Raw genomic sequence first — 18,450 nt, 5'->3', positions numbered from 1 at the left:
TCGGCGAGGGCGAAGGCGTAGGCGACGAAGAACGCAAGGCCCGTGCGGCCCCGCAGGATGGCGAGCGCGGTGCGCCGCCAGCGGCTCGCGGGGCCGAGGGCCTCCATCCGCCGGTCGATGCGCGGCGCCGCCCAGCGGCGGACGAGGAGGGCCAGCACCGCGCCCGCCGCGAGGTAGGCCCACTGGATGCGCCGGCCCGGCAGGAACAGGCCGCGCAGCCGGAACTCGAACTGCAGGCGCAGGAAGTCGAGATGCTCGATCAGGGCCTGGTAGAGATCGCTCTCCATCCCCGATCGTCCCACGGGGGCGTCATTCCCCGCAAGCGCCCCGGCCCGGCGGGCGGCGGGCGGAAGGGGCGGCCGCGCCGCCCCCTCCCGTCACTCCGCGGCGATCGGCACCACGGCCGGGGCGACGTTCAGCTCGATCCGCGGGAAGTCGACCTCGGGCGCCTCGCGCTCCAGCCCGGCGATGCACTCGGCGTAGAGCGCCTCGTAGCGGTCCACCATCCGGTCCAGCGAGTAGCACGCCTCGACGCGCGCCCGCGGCACCGCGCGGTCGATGCGCGCGGCCTTCTTCATGGCGATGCCGAGGGCCGCCGGCTCGTTGGGCCGCGCGAAGCGGCCCGCGTCCGCGCCAACGATCTCGCGCACCGCGCCGTTGTCGATGGCCGCCACGGGCACGCCGCAGGCCATGGCCTCCACGGCCGCCAGGCCGAACGGCTCGTCCCAGAGCGGCGTGAACACGAAGACCGAGGCCCCGCCCACGGCGCGCGCGAGGGTCTTGGCGTCGACGTGGCCGTGGTAGCGGATCGTCTTCGACAGGTAGGGGCGGATCAGCGCGTTGAAGTACTGCTCGTCCTCGACCACGCCGAAGATGTCGAGCGGCATGTTCGCGAACTGGGCGGCCGTCACCGCGAAGTGCAGGCCCTTGTTGGGCAGGATGCGCCCGGCCCAGACCGCGCGGCCGTCGCCCTCGGGGCGGAACTCCCAGGCATCCAGGTCGATGCCGTTGTGGGCAACGTGGGCCGCCTCGGGCGCGCCCTCGGGCCACCACGAGCCGAGCTGCTTCTCGGAGGTCACCGCGAAGCGCGACCAAGGCGCGTCGGCCGAGTGCACGGCGCGGCGCAGCGCGTCGAAGGGCGGCACGTGCAGCGAGGTGAGCATGGGGACGCGGTGCTGGCGCGCGAGCCTCGGCGGGTAGCGGTGCACGGAGTTGTTGTGCACCACGTCGAAGTCGCCATCGAGCACGGTGCGCATGGCGCGCGAGAAGCCCGCGTCCACGTGGCGGTTCAGCGCCTCGGTGCCGTGGTGGTGATGCCACGGGAAGTCGCGGTCGTAGTGCACGGGCAGCACCGGCTCGATGCGGAAGCGCGGGTCGCTGTCGCCGCTGGCGAACAGCGTGACCTCATGGCCGCGCGCCTCCAGCGCGCGGCACAGGTGGAAGGAATGGGCCTCGAGGCCGCCCATGAAGGGCTCGGCGACGGGGTGGCGGACGTGGGAGACGACGGCGATGCGCATGCTCATTCCGCCGCCACCGGGGCCTGGCCCAGGAAGGCCCGCTGGGCCTGGCGCATCGCGCCCACCGCCTCGGCGTCGGCCAGCCTGCGGCCCGCGCGCCGCTCCTGGAGCTGGCGGATCACCCGCGTGGTGTTGGCGTAGGGCATGTGGCTCTGCTGGCGGCACAGGGCCTCGTCGGCGGCATTGGGGCGGCGCAGCACGATCACGTCCTCGGTGGGCCAGTGGCCGCGCTTCTCGATCAGGCCCATCAGCTCGAAGGCGTAGAGCCAGTGCTCCATGGTCCGGTAGCCCCACTTGTCGCGGAACCGCTCGGCGTTGGCGATCACGCTGTCCATGTGGTGGACGGGCGGCATCGCGTGGGGGTGGTACTGGTGGTACACCTTGGCGCCGCGCACCCAGGAGATCGGCAGGCCGACGTGGTCCAGCGTCTTGCCGAAGTCCGTGTCCTCGCCGCCGTAGCCCTGGTAGCGCTCGTCGAAGCCGCCGGAGCGGGCGAAGTCTTCGCGGTGAATGGCGAAGTTCAGCGACCAGAAGCAGCGGTAGTCGGTGCAGGGCGCGGTCTCGCCCTCGGGCGGGCCGGCGCGGTCCGAGTGCTTCTCGGCCACGGCGTCGAAGCCGCGGTAGGTCCAGCCGGGGGCGTTGGCGCCGCCGGGCAGGTACATGACCTCGCCCATGAAGCAGCCCGCGCCGGCGCGCGCCTGGCGGGCGTAGTCGGCCACGAGCGTGGGGGCGGGGATGCAGTCCACGTCCACGAAGGCCAGCACCTCGCCCCGGGCCTCGCGCGCCACGGCGTTGCGGGCGGCGGCGAGCGGCAGGGCATGGTCGCCGCCCACGCGGATCTGGCGGATGGGGAAGTCGGTCTCGGGCAGGTCGTAGAGGTCGTCCTGCATCACGCCGACGACCAGTTCCAAGGGGGCCTCGGTCTGGTTGCGAAGGCCGCGGACGACGTTGGCGAGGTGCTCGGCGCGGCCCGAGGCCAGGGTCAGCACGGAGGTGGCGGGGTGGGTCATGAGGGGTCTCCGGCGAGGGTCATGGGAGTGGATTCTTCGAGTCGTGTGGCGAGGCGGTGGAGCCAGCGGGCGGCGCCGCGGGCGGCGTCGGGGTCGACGCAGGCGCGCTGTCGTCCGGGGTCGTGGCGTCGGCGCGCCTCGGCGGCGGCGCGGCGCCAGCAGTCCGCGGAGGCGGGCAGGCCGGGCAGGGCATGGGCGAGGCCGGCCGCATCCAGCGCCTCGGCCTTGCGGACCTGCTCGTCGAAGTAGCGCCACTCGGGGACCGCGAGGTAGGGCACGCCCGCGGCCATCACCTGCTGCACGGTGGTGTTGCCGGTGGAGGCGACCACGAGGTCGGCCGCGGCGATCCAGTCGGCGGCGTTCTCGACCCAGCCGAGGTGCTGGAGGTTGGCCGGCTCGGTGGCGTGCCAGTCGCGGCGCACCTGTCCGATGGTAACCCAGCGGGCCTGCGGCGTGGCGCGGGCACCGACGCCGAGGGGCGCGGCCGCGAAGCCGTCGCCACCGCCGCCGGAGACGACGAGCACCAGCTCCTCGCCCTCCGCGACGCCGAGGCGGGCGCGGGCCGCGGCGCGGTCCGGCATGGCGCCATCGAGGCCGAGGCCGCCGGCGTAGTGGATCCGGTCCGCGTAGGCGTCCCACTCGGGCTGGGCCATGGCCTCGGCGCAGGGCGCGAGCAATCCGGCGGCACCGTCGTAGGCGGCCCGGTGGCCCGCGTCGCCGCGGGTGCCGTGCTGCAGGACGTGGACGTGGGGCACCGAGAAGAGGCGCGCCGCCTGGGCGACCTCGGCGGAGACGTCGACCACCATCAACGCAGGCCGCGCGTCGCGCCACCAGTCGGCCATGGCCGTCATGGCCTCGGTGATCGCGGGCCAGCCCACGGGGGCGCAGTGGGCGGTCTCGGGGTGGGGCAGGTGGTCGAGGGCGGCCTCGTCGCCGCGCGCCTCGAAGAGCGAGGGGATCGGCTGCACCACGGCATGAGCCGGCAGGCCCCGGAAGTGGTCGGGCCGGGCGCAGAAGATGCGCAAGGGGCGCGAGGCGGGCAAGGCGCGCGCGATCGCGGCGCAGCGCTCGGCGTGGCCCCGGCCCTGGTGGTGGACGAAGTAGCCGATGGGGCGCTGCGGGGGCTGCGCGGGTTCGAAGCGGACGTTCATCGGGCGCGCGCCTCCGTGCGGACGGGCGCGCGCGTCCGGGTGGGAGCGAGGCCGAGACGGGCCAGCCCCTCCAGCACGCCGGCGGCGTGGGCCGCGCGGGCGCGGATCGCGGTGGACTCGCGCAGGAGGCCGCCCAGCTCGGGCAGCGCGTTGCTGGGCAGGATCGCGGCGCCCGCGGCGCGCAGCATGTCGAGGTCGTTGCCGCTGTCGCCGGCGGCCACGCAGGCCTCAGCCCCGAGGCCCATCAGTCCGGCCACGTGGCGCATCGCGGCGGCCTTGCCGGCGCGCGCGGGCAGCACGTCGATCAGGCGCCCGTGGGAGTGGACCAGGCGGACCCGGAGGCCGGCGGCGAGGAGCACGCTGCGCAGACGCTCCGCCTCCGCGGCGTCGCCGAGGAAGGAGCGCTTGAACTCGCGCTGCTCCACGGCGGCCTGGGGACGGGCGCCCGCGGCATCCAGCGCGGCGGAGACAGCCTCGGCGTCCCAGCCCGGCGCGATCGAGGCGGCGAAGGCGCTGTCGGCCTCGGCGCGGCCGGCGGCGTCGGCGTACCAGATCTCGGAGCCCACGGAGGTGATCATGGCGTGGGGCTCGGGCAGCGCCCACTCGGCCAGCACGCGCCGCGCCTCGGTGACGGAGCGGCCCGTGGCGATCGCGAAGGGCGCGTGGCCCGCGCGCACCCAGTCCGCGAAGCGCAGCGCCGCGTCCCGGTCGCCGGTCAGCGTGCCGTCGATGTCGCAGACCACGAGGGCGCGCGCGCCGCGCTGGAGGCGCAGGGCGGGGGCGTCCATGCCTCGGGCGAGGCGGTCGTAGAGCGCGACCGAGCGCTCCGCGTAGGCGGTCCAGGTGTAGCGGCCCCGGTTCCGGCGCGCGGCCTCGGCGCGGCGGCGGCGCTCGGCGGGGTCGGTGACGAGGCGCAGGCAGGCGGCGCCGATGGCGGCCGCATCCGTGGGCTCCACGGCGATGCCGTGGCCGATCGTGGCGAGGATGTCGCGCGGGCCGCCGTGGCGGGTGGCGACCACCGGCAGGCCGGCCTGCGCGGCCTCGATCAGGGTCAGGCCGAAGGGCTCGTGCAGGGCGGGGTTCACGAAGGCGCCGCCGGAGCGCGCGGCGAGGCGGTAGAGCTGCGCGACCTCGGTGCCGTCGTGGGAGGGGGGCAGGGCGACGCGGCCCTCCAGTCCGTGCCGGGCGACCAGCGCGCGCAGTTCGGCGCGTACCGGCTCGCCGGAGCGGTCCGAGGCCTGCCCGGCGAGGATCGCGAGGTTGGCGCGGTCCGCGAGCCCGGGGGTCTCGGCGAAGGCGCGCAGGAGGGTGTGGAGGTTCTTCTTGGCCACGGGCCGCGCGATGGCGAGCAGCAGGGGGCGCGAGGGGTCGCGGAGGTGCGGGGCCAAGAGGGCCGCGGCGCGGTCGAGCCCGCGGCGGTCGCCCGGCAGGTGCACGCCCGGGTCGAGCCGGTGGGTGCGGCCCGCCGCGTTCATGCCGTAGGCCTCGATCTGTCCCTCGGCCTCGTCGCGCGAGGAGACCACGATGGCGTCGGCCCGCTCGATGGCCGCGCGCTCGCGCCGGATGCGGCGCATGAGGCCCGCATCGGCGCCGAGGCAGCCGCGCTTGTCGAGCCCGAGGCTGTGGGGGGTGTAGACGACCGGCACCCCCCAGCGCGCGCGAGCGGCCAGGGCCAGCGCGGCGGCGTCCGCGAAGTGGGCGTGGATCACATCGGGGCGGCCCTCGCGCTCCAGCAGCGCCAGGAAGGCGGCCTCCAGGGCGGGCAGCTCGGCCTCCAGCGCCTCCTTGGCGAGGTAGCCGCGGTTCGCGGTGGCGAGGCGCAGCACCGTGGTCTTGCGGTCCACGCGCTCCCGCGGGCGGGCGTGGGCGGGGTCGAGCGCGGGCTCCGCGAACAGGCGGGTCACGAGGGTGATGCGGTCGACGTCCGCGCGGGCGGCCTGCGCCGCGGCGGCGCCCAGCAGGTAGGCGATGTGCCCCCCGGTGTCCTCGGTCACGCCATAGGCGACAGGGGGGGCCTTCAGGCACCCGCCGAGTGCCATGTGCATGATATTCATGGAGGATCGTTCCCGTTCGTGTCGCAGGAAAAACCCCCCCCTCCCCCCCCGGTTCCGGAAGGGCAGGTGAATCTTTTCGCTTGAAGGGGACGCAGAGAGGCCTAGCGCGCCGGGGCCGGCGGCCCGCGCCGTGCCCTTGGACGCGCGGGCGCGGCGATGGTTCCGGATATTTCTGCAAGCGCGGCGTTGCGGCGCCGCGACGCGGCGTCAGATCGAGCGCATGATCTGATCGAGCGCGCGCGGCGCGCGGGCGAGGCGGGCGAGGAAGGCGTCGGTCCACCAGCCGATGGTCTCGGTGAACACGTTCTCGCGCAGCGCGGCATGGCGCTCGCGGCGCTCCTCCAGCGGCATCCTGAGGGCGCGGTCGATCGCCAGAGCGAAGGCGTGGTGGTCGAACGGGTTCACCATCAGCGCCTGCTGGAACTGCTCGGCGGCGCCCGCGAAGTGCGACAGCACCAGCACGCCCGGGTCCTCGTGGTCCTGCGCGGCCACGAACTCCTTGGCCACGAGGTTCATGCCGTCGGCGAGCGGCGTCACCAGGCACACGTCGGCGCGCCGGTAGAGTCCGGCGATCACGGTGCGGTCCACGTGGCGGTTCACGTAGCGCAGCGGCGTCCAGTCCAGCTCCGAGTGGCGGCCGTTGATGGCCCCCGCGGTCTGGTCGAGCTTCTCGCGGATGTCGCGGTAGGCGTCGACGTCGCCGCGCGAGGTGGGCGCGATCTGCAGGAAGGTGGGCTTTGGCGAGTCCGGGTCGCGGTGCTCGAGGTACTGCCCGAAGGCCTCGAAGCGGTCCACGAGGCCCTTGGAGTAGTCGAGCCGGTCCACGCCGAGCAGCAGCGGCGCGTTGCCCTGCAGCGTCAGGCGCGGCAGCGAGGCGTTCTGGGCGTCGCGCGCGAAGCTCTCGGCGTCGATGCCGATCGGGAACGCCAGCACCGAGAAGACGCGGCCCTCGCGCACCCAGGTGCCGTCGTTGAGGATCTGGCACTTGGGATCCTCGCGCAGCACCTCGCGCACGGAGCCCACGTCGCGGCGGGTCTGCACGCCGAACACGTCGTGGGCGGCGACCCAGGCGGGCAGCATCGCCACCTGCGGCAGGGCCATCACCTCGGAGGCGGTGGGGAAGGGGATGTGGAGGAACAGGCCGACGCGGTTGGCGACGCCCAGCGCGCGCAGCTCGTGGGCGACCATCAGGAAGTGGTAGTCCTGGATCCAGATCAGGTCGTCGGGCTCGGCGATCCGGGCGATCGCGCGGGCCACCCGGCGGTTCACCTGCACGTAGGCCTCGAAGTCGCGCTCGTAGATGCGCAGGAGGTCGGAGCGGTGGTGGAAGAGCGGCCAGAGCACGGCGTTCGAGTAGCCGAGGTAGTAGCGGTCGTGCTCCTCGTGGGTGATCGCGAAGGTGTGGCGCTCGTAGGCGCCGTCGCCGATCTTGGTGAGCTCGGAGCCGGCCTCGTCGGTCGGCTCGCCGGCGCCGATCCACAGGCCCCCGGTGCGGCGCAGGGCGTCGTCGATGGCGTGGACGAGCCCGCCCGCCGGCACGTCGTTGCCCTTGGGGATGCGGTTCGACACGACGATCAGGCGGCCGCGGGGCGAGTCCTCCTCGCGTTCGCTCGAACCTCCGTCAGCCAAGCCACCGCTCCAAGTGGTCGAGCAGCTGCGAGGGGCCCGCGAGCCGGTGCTCGGCCACGGTCTCGCACTGGCCGATCTTGATCGACACGCCGCCGCGCTCGCGCACGAGGCCGAGGGCCGGCTCGTCCGTCAGGTCGTCGCCGGCGTAGATGGGCACGTGGCGGTCGTCGCCGAGCAGGCGCTTGATGCCGGCGTCCTTGCCCACGCCCTCGGGCTTGATCTCGTAGGCCATCAGCGCGGGCTGGAGGCGGAAGCCCTCGGCGGCCTGGCTCAAGGCCTCCATGAAGTGCAGCGCCAGCGCGCCCAGCTCCTCGGCCTGGCGGTAGTGCAGCACCACGCCCGAGGGCTTGGGCTCGACCAGGAACTCGGGGCGCAGCGCGGCGAAGTCGGCCACCACGCGCTGGAGGCGCGAGACGGTCGCCTCGTCCCACTCCACGGCGCGGGAGCGGGTGCCGTCGATGCGCAGCTCCGCGCCGTGGGTGCCCACGATCGAGCCGCGGAATCCTGGCAGGAAATGCTCGAGCGACTCCACGCTGCGGCCCGACACGAGGGCGACGCGGCCGTCGAGCCGCTCCTGGGCGCGGTCGAGCAGGGCCTGCACGCGGTCCGGCACGTCCACGCCGTCGGGGCGGTCGGCGATCTCCACAAGCGAGCCGTCGAAGTCGAGCAGCAGCCATGCGTTCGAATGGTCGGGGAATCGGATGTCCGGTCGCTCCTGGCCGTCTGGGTGTTTCGGCATGAAGCCGGTCATCTCGTAGTACATCATCGCATCGCCCCCAGGATCGCGGTGGGCCGCCCCGCCTGCGCGGGCGCCCCGTCGTTCATATGGTGCGCGCCCGCGGTCATTCCGCCGCCACGGCCAGATGGCTCGAGGCGCGGGCGGACTGCACGGCGAGCGTCGCCTCGACCATGCCGTCCTTCGACCCGCAGTCGTAGCGGGTGCCCGAGAAGCGGAAGGCCCAGACGGAACTTACCATGTCGATCGCGTCTGTCAGTTGAATTTCGCCCCCGGCGCCGCGGCCCGTGGATTCCAGCGCCGCGAACACGTCCTGCGACAGCACGTAGCGTCCCACCGCGGCGAGGCGCGACGGCGCCGCGTCGGGCGTCGGCTTCTCGACGAATCCGCTCGCCGGGACCAGCGCGCCGCGGCCGTCGCGCTCGGGGTCGCAGCGGAAGATGCCGTAGCTCGACACCCGCTCGCGCGGGACCTCCTGCGCGGCCACGAGGCTGCGCATGGTGGCAGGGTCGAAGGCCGCGGCCATCTCGGCCAGCGCGGGCGTGCCGAGGATCAGGTCGTCGGGGAGGATCACTCCCACGGGGCCGTCGCCGAGGATGTGCTCGCGCCCGCACAGCACCGCGTGGCCGAGGCCCAAGGGCTCGGGCTGCATCGCGATCCGCAGTTCCACGCCCTCGGGCAGGCGCGAGGCGCGCACGGCCTCCAGCAGGTCATCCTTGCCCTTCGCCTCCAGCGACGCCTCAAGCGCGTCGGCGGGGCGGAAGTACTCCTCGATGGCAGGCTTGAGCGGGTGCGAGACCATCACGAGCCGCCGGGCGCCGGCGGCGATCGCCTCGTCCACGGCGAACTGCAGCAGCGGGGTGTCGTAGACGGGCAGGAGCTCCTTGGGAGTCACCTTCGTGGCGGGAAGCATGCGCGTCCCCATGCCAGCCACCGGAAAGATCACCGTGTCGAGTCCGCTCATTCGTCTATCCCCCGTCGCGCCGCGCCCGACAGTGGGCGCCATTCCCCGCACCAACCGGAACCACGTGGCCGGAGTTCCTTACCGTTAGCGCAAAATGGGCCGGTGCGGGGCGAAATTATTTCCTTGACACAACGGCTTGCGTGTTTCCGCTTCAGGCTGCCCGTTCTTCCAGCAGCTCGCGCACGCGGGCGAGGTCGGCGCGGAACTTCGCGGTCTCGGCCTCGCGCAGGTCCGCATCCGGCAGGCGCAGGAGGTAGGAGGGGTGCACCGTCACGAGCACGGGGCGGCCGTCCTTGGTCTGCTCCACCGCACCGCGGCGCTTGAGGATGCCCGCGCCCGATCCCGTGAGCGCATGGAGCGCGGTGGCGCCCATCGCCACGCAGAGCTGCGGGTCGACCTGCGCCAGCTCCTGCCGGAGCCACCAGTTGCAGGCCGAGACCTCGGAGGCGGCGGGCTTCTGGTGGATGCGCCGCTTGCCGCGCTGCACGAACTTGAAGTGCTTCACCGCGTTCGTGACGTAGTAGTCGGAGCGGTCGAGGCCTGCGGCCTCCGCCTGCTCGGTGAAGAGCTTGCCGGCAGGGCCGACGAAGGGGCGGCCGGCGATGTCCTCGCGGTCGCCCGGCTGCTCGCCCACGAACATCACGCGGGCCTCCGCGGGGCCCTCGCCGAACACCACCTGCGTGGCGTCCGCGTGGAGCGGGCAGCGGGTGCAGTCGTGGGCGGCCTCGGCCAGCTCGGCGAGCGACCGGGAGCCGCCGGGGGCGCCGCCGGCGGCGGCGAACAGGTCGTCGTGGGGATCGGGCATGGGGGGCGCCTCCTTCGCGGGCCGGGGCCGGGGCCGGGCGGGCGTCGGCGCGGCGTCCTTCATGGCGGCCACGCGGGCGCGGGCACCGGCGATCAGGTCGGGAATCGCGCGCGCCTCGGGAAGGTTCCGCCAGTACTTGCGCGGCATCTCGGCGCGCATCGCATCGGGCTTCAGCCGCGCGGGGTTGAAGATCGAGCCGTAGTAGGTGGTCCAGAGCTGCTCCAGCGGGTCCTCGGCGTCGGGGCGCAGGCCCACATGCGGCACGAGGCGGAGCTCGCCCCCCTCGAAGATCGTGAGCACCTCGGGCGTGGCGATGCGCCAGTCCATGTCGCCGAAGCGCGCGGCGAAGAAGGGCGCGCACTCCTCCTCGATGCGGTGGTCGGGCTCGAACCACGCGGCGAAGCGGCGGCGGGCGCCCTCCGCGGCGCCTTCGGGCGCGGGCACCTCGCGGAAGCGGACGAAGGCGTGCATCTTGTGCAGGTCGCGCCGGATCTCCTTGGCGATCGCCTCCGCACGCGCCACCTGCGGGTCGGCGCGGTTGCCTAGGAGGCCCGGCGTCTCCTGCAGGCGCACCAGAAGGGCGTAGGCCAGCGCCATGCCCTCGCCGGTGCGCTCGGGGACGAGGGTGCGGACCAGTTCGGCGAAGGCCTTCGGCACGCGCAAGGATCGCGACGGGGCGGGCAGGTCCTCGTCGAAGAGGGCGGGCGCGCCGTCGGTCTCCAGCCCCCAGTCCACGTTCGCGGGGTCGGCATGGGCGGCCGCGAGCCGCCGCGCCGTGTCGCGCCAGGCGGCAAGCGTGCCGATGCGGGGCAGGCGCGGCGCGTGCACGGCTAGAACAGCTCCATCTGCTCGGGCTTCACGAAACGGGCGCGCAGCGCGGCCTCGTCCAGGAGCCCCGCGGGGTGATGGTCCTTCGTGGTCACGAAGGGCCGCGCCGCCTTCACGCGCCCGCCCATGCGGCGGATGTCCTCGAGCCCGAGCGCCCCGGCGCGGCGGGCCTTGAGGATGCGGTCCACGATCTTGGTGCCGAAGCCGGGCACCCGCAGCAGCGTCTCGCGCGGGGCGCGGTTCACGTCGACCGGGAATGTGCCGCGGTTCTGCAGTGCCCAAGACAGCTTGGGGTCGATGTCGAGGTCGAGCATGCCCTTGCCGTCGCGGTTCACGATCTCGTCGAGGCCGAAGTCGTAGTACCGCAGGAGCCAGTCGGCCTGGTAGAGCCGGTGCTCGCGCAGGAGCGGCGGGTCCTTCAGGGGCAGCACCTCGGAGGCGTCGGGGATCGGCGAGAAGGCCGAGTAGTAGACGCGCTTGAGCCCGTAGGCGCCGTACATGCGGTTGGCCGAGCCGAGCACGTCGGCGTCGGTGGCGTCATCGGCCCCCACGATCATCTGGGTGGATTGGCCGGCGGGCGCGAACTTGCCCCGGCGACGGCCCGTGTGGGACGGCTCGTCGAAGTCCTCCTTCTGGAGGCGCACGCGGCCCATGGCCTTGCGGATCTCGCCGGCGTCCTTCTCGGGCGCCAGCGCCTTGATCGAGGCGTCCCGGGGCAGCTCGATGTTGATGGACAGGCGGTCGGCGCAGAGCCCGGCGCGCTCGATCAGGTCCGGCGAGGCGTCGGGGATGGTCTTGAGGTGCACGTAGCCGCGGAAGCCGCGCGCGCGCAGGCCTTCCACGATGCGGACCATCTCCTCCATCGTGTAGTCGGGCGAGCGGATGATGCCCGACGAGAGGAACAGCCCCTCGATGTAGTTGCGGCGGTAGAACTCCTCGGTGAGCCAGATCACCTCGTCCACGGTGAAGCGCGCGCGGCGCACGTTCGAGGAGCGCCGGTTGATGCAGTAGGCGCAGTCGAACTCGCAGAAATTGGTCATCAGGATCTTGAGCAGCGAGATGCACCGCCCGTCCGGGGCATAGGCGTGGCAGATGCCCGACCCCGTGGTCGAGCCCAGCCCGTCGCCCTTGCGCGAGTCGCGCTTCGAGCCGCCCGACGACGCGCAGCTGGCGTCGTACTTCGCCGCGTCCGAGAGGATCGCGAGCTTCTCCTGAATCGTCATCTTTGCCATGCGTTCGATATATGTTCCCGCGCGCGCGAGGCAACGGCGCGGGCACGGAATATCGGGGGAAAAGAGCGCCCTCGTCCGGGGCGGGGGCGATTCCGGGGGCTGTGGAACACGAATGCGCGAGGCGCGTTGGGTGCGCAGCGGAGAGGGGAGATCGCCCCGCCTCCGACACGCGAACACCGGCCCCGGAGAGACCCATGAATAGCATCTTCTACATCATCGGCGTCGTGGTCGTCGTGCTGGCCGTCATCAGCTTCGTCGCCTGACCGCCACCGCACCACCGCGCTCCGCCGGGGCGCGCGCACCGCACGCGCCGACCCCCATCCCGCATAGTCCGAACGAAGGAGGACACCCGATGTCCGACGACACCAACAAGCCCGGCGGCACCGCCGCCCCGCAGACCGGCCAGACCAAGCCCGTCGGCTCCACGGCCGCCACGCAGGGCTCCAGCGCCGACGTCTCGCGCAACAGCGCCGCGATGGCCGGAAGCTCGGGCGGCGAGAAGTCCGCGCAGGAGATGGCCCGCGAGACCGCCGAGGCCGCGAAGTCGCGTGCCGCCGAGGTCGCCGAGAATGCCCGCCGCGAGGCCGCCGCGATGGGCGGCAAGGCCCGCGACGCCGCCTACGCCAAGGCCGACGAGGCCAAGGGCCGCGCCGCCTCGGAACTCAGCGAGACAGCCGAGCACATCCGCAAGGCCGGCGCCGAGTTCGGCGATGACAGCTACGCCGCCCAGGCCGCCGACTACGTGGCCTCCTCGCTCGGCGACGTCTCGTCGGCGATCCGCGACCGCGACATCGGCACCATGATGCACGACGTCGAGGACTTCGCCCGCCGCAATCCGGCGATCTTCCTTGGCGCCGCCGCCGCGCTCGGCTTCGCCGCCGCGCGCGCGATCAAGGCGTCCGAGCGCTCGCGCCGCACCGACTACGCGGGCGGCACCGGCTACGGCGGCGCCTACGACGACGACCCCCGCATGGCGCGCCCGGTGCCCGGCACCGCGCACACGCCCTATGATGCGGGCACCGCGCGCCCCGGCGGCGTGGGCTCGGCCTCCTCCACCGTGGGCGGCACCACCGCGGCCGGCTCCACGGCGTCCACCGGCACCGTGCGCACCACCGGCCCCGCCGCGGGCTCCACGGGCGGCACCTCGGGCGGGGGGCGCATCTGATGGCCGATCCCCGCATCCATGAGCCGGAGCGCGACCGCAGCGCCTCGGGCCTCGTGAGCGAGGTGCTGGCCCATGTCAGCAACCTCGTCCGCAAGGAGTTCGACCTCGCCAAGACCGAGGTGAGCCAGAACCTCTCCCGCGCCGGCACCGCCGTGGGTCTGCTGGCCGGCGCGCTCGTCGCCGCGCTGGTGGCGCTCAACGTGCTGGCCGCCGCCCTGGTGGCGGCGCTGGCCGAGCTGGGCATCGACACCGGCTGGGCCGCGCTGATCGTGGGCGGCCTGCTCGCGCTCGCCGCGTTCCTGATGGCGTCGAAGGGCGTGAAGGACCTGAAGCTCTCGAGCATCGCGCCGACCCGCACCGCCAAGAACGTCCAGCGCGACGCCGAGACCGTGAAGGAGAGCATCCAATGAGCGACGATCGCACGCCCGAGGAGATCGAGCGCGAGATCGAGGAGGAGCGCCACGCGCTCGCCCGATCGCTCGAGGACCTCCAGGACCGCTTCTCGCCGGAGCGCATCCTCGACCAGGCCACCGGCTACGTCCGCGAGAACGGCTCGGAGTTCGCCGACCGCCTCGTGGTGCAGGTGAAGAACAACCCCATCGCCGCCACCATGGCGGGCGTGGGCATCGCCTGGCTGCTGGCCACCTCGAACCGGCCCCCGCAGCCGCGTCGGGTGCCGCCCGTGTACGACCGCAACGCCTCGACCCACGACCTGCGCTACGTGGGCGGGCCGAACGACGACGGCGGCCCCTCGGCCGCGCGTCCCTCGCTGGCCTACGACGACCGCGACTACCCGTCGGCGCCGGGCCGCCTGTCGCGCTCGCCCTATCCGGCGGGCTACGACGACCGCCTCGCACGGGCCTCGGGGGACCACGACGACGGCCCCTCGCTGTGGGAGCGCGCCAAGGACAAGGCGGGCGACCTGGCCGAGGGAGCACGCGACGCGCTGGGCTCCGTGGCCGGCTCGGCCCGCTCGGCCGGACGCGGCGCCTCGGACCGCGCCCACGGCGCCTACGACGCGACCCGTCACGGCGCGTCCGACGTCTGGGGCACCGCGCGCAGCGGCGTGTCGGGGGCCTACGACGGCGCCGCGACCGGCGTATCGGACGCCTACCACACCGCCGGGGACCGCGCCCGGCACGGAATCGACGAGGCCGGCAACAGCTGGTCCGACATGCAAGGCCAGGCGGCCGACCGCTGGGGGGCCGCGACCGCCGCGACCTCCGACCGCTGGCAGCAATGGCAAGGAGGAACGAGAGCCGCGATGACCGATATCCGCAACAGAACCCGTGACGCCCAGGGGCGCTTCCGCGTCCACTCCAGCGAGATGCGCGCGCGCATCGGCGAGGGCACCGAGCACATGAGCGCCGCCGCCCGCGAGCGGGTGATCCGCGCCCGCGCCGCCGCGGTGGACGCCCAGGCCGCCGCCGAGGCCCGCCTGCGCGAGGCCTCGCGCCAGGGCCGCCGCATGTACGACGACCAGCCCCTCGTGGGCGGGCTGATCGCCTTCGCGGTCGGCGCCATGGTCGGCGCGGCGCTGCCCCGCACGGAGTTCGAGGACGAGCACATCGGCGTCTACCGCGACCGCGCGATGGACGAGGCCGAGCGCGTCTTCAACGAGGAGGCCCACAAGCTCCGGGCCGTGGCCGATGCCGCCCTCGACGAGGCCCGCGACGTGGCCGACGAGAAGGCCGAGGGCGTGCGCTCCGCGCTGAAGGGCGCCAAGGACCAGACCCCGTCGGGCGACGAGGCGGTGCGGAAGGCCGAGAACGAGGCGAAGTCGGTGGCCCAGCGCGTGGCCGATGCCGCCCGCGAGGAGGCCGAGCGCCAGAACCTCGGTGGCACCGCCAAGGCCGAGGCCGACAAGGTCGACCCGAGCAAGCCCAAGCAGGGCTGACCCGGACCGGACGGCAAAGAGGGGCGCGGCCTGCGAGGGCCGCGCCCCTTTCGCGTGCGCGCAGGGCGATCCGCCGCGGGGCCGTCAGGCTTCCTGCGTCGGTGCGTGGGATCTCGGGAGGGCCGCGTGTGGCCCTGACGGGTGGAGAGACCGGCGCCGCGCTTGCCAGGCGGGCTGATCCCGGAGCGGGGGTGTGGGCCCCGCGCTCCGCATGTCCTCGGGGCGCGCGTAGCGCCCCTGGTGCCGGCAGGTCGGACAATGACCAGCCGTCTTCCGCGTCGTTCGAACGAGAGCGGTTGTCCGGGGGAGCGGTTAACGGGGGGTTTAGCGGGGTAGAGTTGAACCTCGGTGTATTCCTTCGAGCCGGCGCTGATGGAATGCGGACAACGCCGCAGTTCGTCGCGACTGTACGGGTTCGTATCCCGCTATGTGCCCAAGTGCGCCTTCAACCGTTCCAAGTCCGCCTGGACCAACGCGGCGTCATTTTCGAGCCGGTCGTCGTCCCATCCGACCTGCCGGAAGAGGGTGAAGCTCAAGATGCATGCGTCACCGTCGGGAACGACCCGCATTGGGTTGAAGAACTTCGCTCCATCGGGAAGGAGGCCCCAATGGTCGAGAACGCCCAAGCCATTGCGTGCGGCGAACTCGATTGCAGCCGGGCCGTCCTCGGTCTCGACGATACATCCGCCTTCGTCGACCGACACCGACTTGGCGAAGTTCGGCGCCCAGAAGCGGAGGTTCCGAGGGTCCGAGGCGAAATCGTAGACCCTTTCGGCCGTCGCCTGAATCTCGACGAGAACGATCCTACACCGGGATCCGGAACGTTCGGGAGTCGCGGGTGTCTGCTTCCACATGGCCATGCCCTTCCTATCGTCCCACACACTGCGCATGGGACTGCATAGTCTCGGGCCGCCACGGTCTTGACGGAAGGACCCGCGGATGCGGGGGCCGGGCCAACCTTCCCGACCTAACCTGTTTCAGACGCGGTCAGATTGCGTCCGCGCTGCCCGGGCCGTCAAGGAAAAGCGGTGCTCCAGCCCGCGGGGTCGCCCTCGGCGCAAGCCGCGCTCTCACGGTGAAGGAGTTGGCGCCGCTCCCGCTCCTCAAGCAGTCCGTACATGCGATGCTGCACAATCGAAGAGGGGCGGCCCCCGCGGGCCGCCCCTTCCGTCGTGCCGTGCCGGTGCCGTCAGGCGGCGGCGGCGTTGATCCCGCCCTTGGCGAGGTCGGTCATCTTCTCGTCGCCGTCGTAGGTGTTCGACAGGTGCTTATCGAGGAGTTCGGCGTCCTGCTCGAAGCCCAGGCGCTCGGCGAAGGCCTTCACGCAGCCGTAGCCGGCGATCGCGTAGTGGGCCATGCGCTGGTACTGGGTGATGATCATGGCGTCGCGCACGTCGTCGTCCGAGAAGCTCTCCTCGAGCGCGTGCTCGCGCGCTTCGGTCACCAGGCCTTCCATGCCCTTGCAGTGCTCGCCGTCGGGGTCGTGGCCGTGCTCGCGCACGAGGCCGGCCATCACGTCCATGCCCGCCGAGATGCCGTTGTGGCCCTTGTGCAGGCCCTCCTTGAGGTCCTTGTTCGTGGCCGCCTTCTCCAGCTCGACGGTCACGTCGCGCGACTGCTTGCAGGCCGAGTAGAGGTCTTTCAGCTGGTCGATGTAGAGGTCCTTGAGGCTGTCCATGTCTCTCTCCCGTGTGTGGTTCGTTCCCCGGCGCAACGCGGCGTCCCGGCCCGCCGTTCCGCCCGATCTTTTCCGCGAATCGGCACGGAACCCGCGCCCCCGGGGACGGCGTTGACCGGCCAGACAACCCGCCACCCCGAAAGGAAATTCCCCGATGACCGACCGTATCGACGCCCTGAAGACCCTGTTCACGCGCCTGATCGACAGCCGCGAGGGCTACCGCGACGCCGTGGACCACGTGGAGAGCGCCACCATCAAGGGCATCTTCACCGAGTTCATGCAGCGCCGCGACCGCGACGCCAGCGAGCTGCGCCAGTACCTCGTGCGCGAGGGCCACACGCTCGACGAGGACGGCTCGATCCTGGCCGCCGCCCACCGCACCTTCATGGACCTGAAGGACAAGGTGACGGGCTCCGAGGACGCGGCCACCCTCGGCGAGGTCGTGCGCGGCGAGAAGACGCTGCTGGAAGCTTACGAGACCGCGATCGAGGAGGCCGGCGGCACCTCGCCCGAGTACCAGTTCCTGGTCGAGCAGCACGCCTCGCTGAAGTCGGCGATCCAGCAGCTCGAGACCCGCAAGGACCTCGCCGCCTGATCCCGGGGCCCCGCGCGGGCCGCAGGGGGCGCCGCCTTGTCCGAGGCGGCGCCCCTTCTCGTTTCCCTAGGACAACCGACAGGAGATCGACATGAGCAGCAGGATCGCCGTGGTGGCGGGTGGATCGGCCGGCGTGGGCCGGGCCGTGGTGGACATGATGTGCGCGCGCGGCTGGCGCGTGGCCGTGCTCGCGCGCGGGCAGGAGCGGCTGGACGAGATCGAGGCGCTCTACGGCGATCAGGTCATGGGCCGCGCCTGCGACGTCTCGAAGGACGCCGAGGTGGCTGCCGCCGCCGACGCCGTGGTGGCCCGCTGGGGCGCGCCCGACGTGTGGGTCAACTGCGCCATGCTCACCTCCGTCTCGCCCTTCGAGGAGGTGGATGATGCCGAGTTCCGCGCCATCACCGACACCACCTATCTCGGCCAGGTGAACGGCACGCGCCACGCGCTGCGGGTCATGGAGCGGGGCAACATCGTGGCTGTGGGCTCGGGGCTGGGCTACCGCTCGATCCCGTTCCAGGCCGCCTACTGCGGCGCCAAGGCCGCGGTGATCGGCTTCATGCAGGCGGTGCGCTCGGAGCTGATCCGCGAGGGGCGCCCGATCACCGTGGGCATGGTGGAGCTGCCCGCGATCAACACGCCGCAGTTCGACTGGGCGCGCAACCGCCTCGACGTGAAGCCCCAGCCCGCGCCGCCGATCTTCCAGCCCGAGGTGGCCGCCGAGGGCGTGATGAAGGCCATCGACGACGGCTGCCGCGAGGTGCTGGTGGGCCGGTCCACGATGCAGCTCGTGTTCGCGAACATGATCTTCCCCGATCTCCTCGACCAGTTCCTCGCGAAGAAGGGCGTGGAGATGCAGCGCTCCGAGCAGCGGGACTGGGGGCGCGAGGACAACCTCGACGGCCCCGTGGCGATGCCGAGCCGCGCCCACGGCTCGTTCGACGACCGGGCCGAGGCGCGCGGCGTGGCCGTCGACGCGGACGCGGCGCGCAAGGCGCTGGCCTTCGGCGGCGCGGCGCTCCTCGTGGGCCTCGGCGCACTGGCGGGCCGGGCCTTCGCGCCCAGCCGCCGCCGTGCGCCGGAGGTGGCCGCGCAGGACCACGACCGCCCGTGGGGCTACGACCATCCGCCCGCGGGGCTGGAGGCGCCCGACGCCGCGGACCGCCTCTGAGGCCCGGGTCCGGGCGGC

The 18,450-nt window shown here is 73.1% G+C and carries 16 protein-coding genes; 5 read left to right on the top strand and 11 right to left on the bottom strand.

Annotation, left to right across the window (positions count from 1 at the left end):
- Positions 1–377 precede the first annotated feature (377 nt).
- The 9 genes from K3554_RS15340 to K3554_RS15300 form a co-directional block, all read right to left on the bottom strand.
- Entirely contained in the window at positions 378–1,523 is a 1,146-nt protein-coding gene (locus tag K3554_RS15340) for a glycosyltransferase (protein ID WP_259941812.1), read from the bottom strand.
- Positions 1,520–2,527 (bottom strand): glycosyltransferase family 2 protein, encoded by a 1,008-nt coding sequence (locus tag K3554_RS15335; RefSeq protein WP_259941810.1) that lies wholly within the window; start codon positions 2,525–2,527, stop codon positions 1,520–1,522. Before K3554_RS15335 ends, K3554_RS15340 begins: the two co-directional genes overlap by 4 nt.
- Positions 2,524–3,678 (bottom strand): hypothetical protein, encoded by a 1,155-nt coding sequence (locus K3554_RS16845; protein ID WP_311200341.1) that lies wholly within the window; start codon positions 3,676–3,678, stop codon positions 2,524–2,526. The genes K3554_RS15335 and K3554_RS16845 overlap by 4 nt, the downstream gene beginning before the upstream one ends.
- The gene (locus K3554_RS15325; RefSeq protein ID WP_259941809.1) at positions 3,675–5,723 is read right to left on the bottom strand and encodes an HAD-IIB family hydrolase; all 2,049 of its coding nucleotides are present in this window, start codon (positions 5,721–5,723) and stop codon (positions 3,675–3,677) included. Before K3554_RS15325 ends, K3554_RS16845 begins: the two co-directional genes overlap by 4 nt.
- Positions 5,724–5,939: 216 nt before the next feature.
- A complete protein-coding gene (locus tag K3554_RS15320) occupies positions 5,940–7,361 on the bottom strand; it encodes a trehalose-6-phosphate synthase (protein WP_259941807.1) in 1,422 nt (473 codons plus the stop codon).
- Positions 7,354–8,127 (bottom strand): trehalose-phosphatase, encoded by a 774-nt coding sequence (otsB, locus tag K3554_RS15315; protein WP_259941806.1) that lies wholly within the window; start codon positions 8,125–8,127, stop codon positions 7,354–7,356. The genes K3554_RS15320 and otsB overlap by 8 nt, the downstream gene beginning before the upstream one ends.
- Before the next feature lie 76 nt (positions 8,128–8,203).
- Positions 8,204–9,061, bottom strand: coding sequence for a UTP--glucose-1-phosphate uridylyltransferase (locus tag K3554_RS15310; RefSeq protein ID WP_259941805.1), 858 nt, complete (start codon positions 9,059–9,061; stop codon positions 8,204–8,206).
- Between the two features lie 151 nt (positions 9,062–9,212).
- On the bottom strand, positions 9,213–10,694 hold the full coding sequence (locus tag K3554_RS15305; RefSeq protein WP_259941804.1) for a UdgX family uracil-DNA binding protein: 1,482 nt from the start codon (positions 10,692–10,694) through the stop codon (positions 9,213–9,215).
- A gap of 2 nt (positions 10,695–10,696) precedes the next feature.
- Positions 10,697–11,926 carry a putative DNA modification/repair radical SAM protein gene (locus K3554_RS15300; RefSeq protein ID WP_259941802.1) on the bottom strand — a complete coding sequence of 410 codons (1,230 nt, stop codon included), beginning with the start codon at positions 11,924–11,926 and terminating at the stop codon, positions 10,697–10,699.
- Positions 11,927–12,278: 352 nt separating this feature from the next.
- On the opposite strand from K3554_RS15300, the gene K3554_RS15295 reads away from it, so the two are divergent.
- The 3 genes from K3554_RS15295 to K3554_RS15285 are packed head-to-tail and all read left to right on the top strand — an operon-like array spanning position 12,279 to position 14,988.
- Complete coding sequence (locus tag K3554_RS15295; RefSeq protein WP_259941800.1) at positions 12,279–13,091, top strand: hypothetical protein; 813 nt, start codon at positions 12,279–12,281, stop codon at positions 13,089–13,091.
- Complete coding sequence (locus K3554_RS15290; RefSeq protein ID WP_259941798.1) at positions 13,091–13,501, top strand: phage holin family protein; 411 nt, start codon at positions 13,091–13,093, stop codon at positions 13,499–13,501. The genes K3554_RS15295 and K3554_RS15290 overlap by 1 nt, the downstream gene beginning before the upstream one ends.
- Positions 13,498–14,988, top strand: coding sequence for a DUF3618 domain-containing protein (locus K3554_RS15285; protein WP_259941796.1), 1,491 nt, complete (start codon positions 13,498–13,500; stop codon positions 14,986–14,988). The genes K3554_RS15290 and K3554_RS15285 overlap by 4 nt, the downstream gene beginning before the upstream one ends.
- A 425-nt stretch (positions 14,989–15,413) precedes the next feature.
- On the opposite strand, the gene K3554_RS15280 is transcribed toward K3554_RS15285, so the two are convergent.
- A complete protein-coding gene (locus K3554_RS15280) occupies positions 15,414–15,848 on the bottom strand; it encodes an SRPBCC family protein (RefSeq protein ID WP_259941794.1) in 435 nt (144 codons plus the stop codon).
- A 329-nt stretch (positions 15,849–16,177) separates the two neighbouring features.
- Complete coding sequence (locus K3554_RS15275; protein ID WP_259941792.1) at positions 16,178–16,666, bottom strand: DUF892 family protein; 489 nt, start codon at positions 16,664–16,666, stop codon at positions 16,178–16,180.
- A gap of 154 nt (positions 16,667–16,820) precedes the next feature.
- Here K3554_RS15275 and K3554_RS15270 point away from each other — a divergent pair, with 154 nt between their 5' ends.
- Together K3554_RS15270 and K3554_RS15265 are read left to right on the top strand one after the other, a co-directional pair.
- The gene (locus K3554_RS15270) at positions 16,821–17,261 is read left to right on the top strand and encodes a PA2169 family four-helix-bundle protein (protein ID WP_259941790.1); all 441 of its coding nucleotides are present in this window, start codon (positions 16,821–16,823) and stop codon (positions 17,259–17,261) included.
- 91 nt (positions 17,262–17,352) lie between these two features.
- Positions 17,353–18,432 carry an SDR family oxidoreductase gene (locus K3554_RS15265; protein ID WP_259941788.1) on the top strand — a complete coding sequence of 360 codons (1,080 nt, stop codon included), beginning with the start codon at positions 17,353–17,355 and terminating at the stop codon, positions 18,430–18,432.
- The last annotated feature ends 18 nt before the right edge of the window (positions 18,433–18,450 follow it).

Source organism: Jannaschia sp. W003 (genome assembly GCF_025144335.1).
Taxonomy (GTDB): domain Bacteria; phylum Pseudomonadota; class Alphaproteobacteria; order Rhodobacterales; family Rhodobacteraceae; genus Jannaschia.
This window is presented reverse-complemented; position numbering and strand designations above follow the sequence as displayed.